Source organism: Mycobacterium sp. NAZ190054 (genome assembly GCF_001545925.1).
Classification (GTDB): Bacteria; Actinomycetota; Actinomycetes; order Mycobacteriales; family Mycobacteriaceae; genus Mycobacterium.
The window spans coordinates 1-2,464 of record NZ_LMVQ01000388.1 but is presented as its reverse complement, the minus strand read 5'-3'; the positions used below and the strand labels follow the sequence as shown (position 1 = coordinate 2,464).

Genomic DNA, 2,464 nt, shown 5'->3' with positions numbered 1-2,464 from the left:
TGGATCGCCCAACCCGTCATGCAGCTGTCCACCGTGCCCACCCAGATCGGCGACACGCTGGCGCCCCGCCACGTCGATCTGCGTCCCTTCGCCGTCAACGACGGCGACGAGGTGTGGGTGCTGCCGGATCTGACCGCGGCCGCGTTCTTCGACGTCGACAACACGCTGGTGCACGGGTCCTCGCTGGTGCACTTCGCCCGCGGCCTGGCCGCCCGCGAGTACTTCACCTACCAGGATCTGGCCCGCTTCGCGTTGGCCCAGGCGAAGTTCCAGCTGACCGGCCGGGAGAACAGCGACGACGTCGCCGCGGGCCGGCGCAAGGCGCTGGCCTTCATCGAGGGACGTTCGACGGCCGAGCTGGTCGCGCTCGGCGAGGAGATCTACGACGAGATCATCGCCGACAAGATCTGGCCGGGCACCCGCGCGCTGGCGCAGATGCACCTCGACGCCGGCCAGCAGGTGTGGCTGGTGACCGCCACGCCCTACGAGTTGGCCGACACCATCGCGCGGCGGCTGGGCCTGACCGGCGCGCTGGGCACCGTCGCCGAGTCGATCGACGGGGTGTTCACCGGCAGGCTGGTCGGCGACATCCTGCACGGCACCGGCAAGGCGCACGCCGTGCGCTCGCTGGCCATCCGGGAAGGCCTGAACCTGCGCCGCTGCACCGCCTATTCGGACAGCTTCAACGACGTGCCGATGCTGTCGCTGGTGGGCACCGCGGTGGCCATCAACCCGGACGCCGACCTGCGCGATCTGGCCCGGGAACGGGGCTGGGAGATCCGCGATTTCCGCACCGCCCGCAAGGCCGCGCGGATCGGCGTCCCGTCGGCGCTGGCGCTGGGCGCCATCGGCGGCGCGCTGGCGGCGGCGGTGTCCCGCCGTGAGGCCAGGTAGGCTCGCGCCCGCTGACGGCAGAACGGAAAAGACGCGCATGGCTATCGCAGAAGAGATCATCGGAACCCACTACCGGTATCCCGACTACTTCCAGGTCGACCGCGAGAAGATCCGCGAGTTCGCCCACGCCGTCAAGGACGACCACCCGGCGCATCACACCGAAGAGGCCGCCCGGGAGTGCGGATACGACACGTTGATCGCGTCGCTGACCTTCCTCGCGGTGGCCGGCCGGCGCGTGCAGCAGGAGATCTTCAACCAGTTCGACCTCCCCATCAACATGGAGCGGGTGCTGCACCGCGACCAGAAGCTGATCTTCCACCGGCCGATCCTGGCCGGCGACAAGCTGTGGTTCGACTCCTACCTCGACTCGGTCACCGAGTCCCACGGCGCGGTCCTCACCGAGATCCGCGGTGAGGTCACCGACGACGACGGGAACCCGGTGATCACCAGCATCATCACGGTGATGGGCGAGGCCGAGTCGGACACCGAGGCCGACGAGCTGACCGCCCAGATCGCGTCGAAGCGGGACTCGGCGGCGCTCGCCAAGTTCGTTGCCGGGCAAAGCCCGAAAGAGGACTGAGCGGGCGCTCAGCCGAAGAAGGTGTTCCGCCGGTTGGCCAGCAGCTGATACAGCGTCTGCTGGATGGTCTCGCGCACCTGGTCGGTCAGGTCGAAGGTGACCATCGGGTCCTCGGCCGCGGACTCGTCGTAGTCGGCGGTGTCGATCGGCTCGCCGAACTGGATGTACCACTTCGAGGGCAGCGGAACCACGCCCAGCGGGCCGGCCAGCGGGAACAGTGGCGTCACCGGGAAGTAGGGCAGCCCGAGCAGCCGCGCCATCAACTTCACGTCAGCCAACATCGGGTAGATCTCTTCGGACCCCACGATGGAGCACGGCACGATCGGCGCCTTGGTGCGCAGCGCGGCGGAGACGAAGCCGCCGCGGCCGAACCGCTGCAGCTTGTAGCGATCCTTGAAGTGCTTGCCGAGGCCCTTGTAGCCCTCGGGGAACACCGCGGTCAGCTCCCCGGCGGCCAGCAGCCGGTGCGCGTCGTCCGCACACGCCATGGTGTGGCCCGCCTTGCGGGCGGCCTCCCCGACCATCGGCAGGTCGAACACGAGGTCGGCGGCGAGCAGCCGCAGGTCCCGATGCGCGGGATGCTTGTCGCGGACGGCCACCTGGGTCATCAGACCGTCGAACGGCAGCACGCCCGCGTGGTTGGCCACCACGAGCGCCGCACCCGTCTCCGGCAGGTTCTCGACACCGCTCACCTCGACCCGGAACCACGAGTTGAAGAACACCCTCAGCAAAGGAAGAAAGATTGCGTTGTTGAGGTGCGGATCGAAGCCGAACTCATCGACGGTGTAGTCACCGGTCATCCGCTTGCGGATGAAATCGGCGACCGCGGAGATGTGCCGCGCGAGTTCGTTGGGCTCGGCCTCCACCGGGGCCGCCCCCGGGGCCGAACCGCGGCGCTGATCGATGTCGCGAACCACGGCGGCGATCTGATCGGCCGACGCGCGCCCGCTCGGGTCGGCCAGCAGCGAGGGATGCCGGCGCGCGGCGTCG

At 69.2% G+C, this 2,464-nt stretch carries 3 protein-coding genes; 2 read left to right on the top strand and 1 reads right to left on the bottom strand.

Features of this window, described 5'->3' with window-relative positions:
* Window positions 1-3 precede the first annotated feature (3 nt).
* Both ASJ79_RS22385 and ASJ79_RS22380 read left to right on the top strand, forming a co-directional pair.
* Window positions 4-894 (top strand): HAD family phosphatase, encoded by an 891-nt coding sequence (locus ASJ79_RS22385; protein WP_231750978.1) that lies wholly within the window; start codon window positions 4-6, stop codon window positions 892-894.
* A gap of 37 nt (window positions 895-931) precedes the next feature.
* The gene (locus ASJ79_RS22380) at window positions 932-1,474 is read left to right on the top strand and encodes a MaoC family dehydratase N-terminal domain-containing protein (RefSeq protein WP_067960074.1); all 543 of its coding nucleotides are present in this window, start codon (window positions 932-934) and stop codon (window positions 1,472-1,474) included.
* 8 nt (window positions 1,475-1,482) lie between these two features.
* Here the strand turns inward: ASJ79_RS22380 and ASJ79_RS22375 are convergent.
* Window positions 1,483-2,464 (bottom strand): lysophospholipid acyltransferase family protein (locus tag ASJ79_RS22375; protein ID WP_067960071.1); only part of this gene is annotated, 982 nt, incomplete at its 5' end.

Coding starts and splice junctions, on each gene's coding strand:
- ASJ79_RS22380 (WP_067960074.1), top strand. CDS start 932: ATGGCTATCGCAGAAGAGATCATCGGAACCCACTACCGGTATCCCGAC.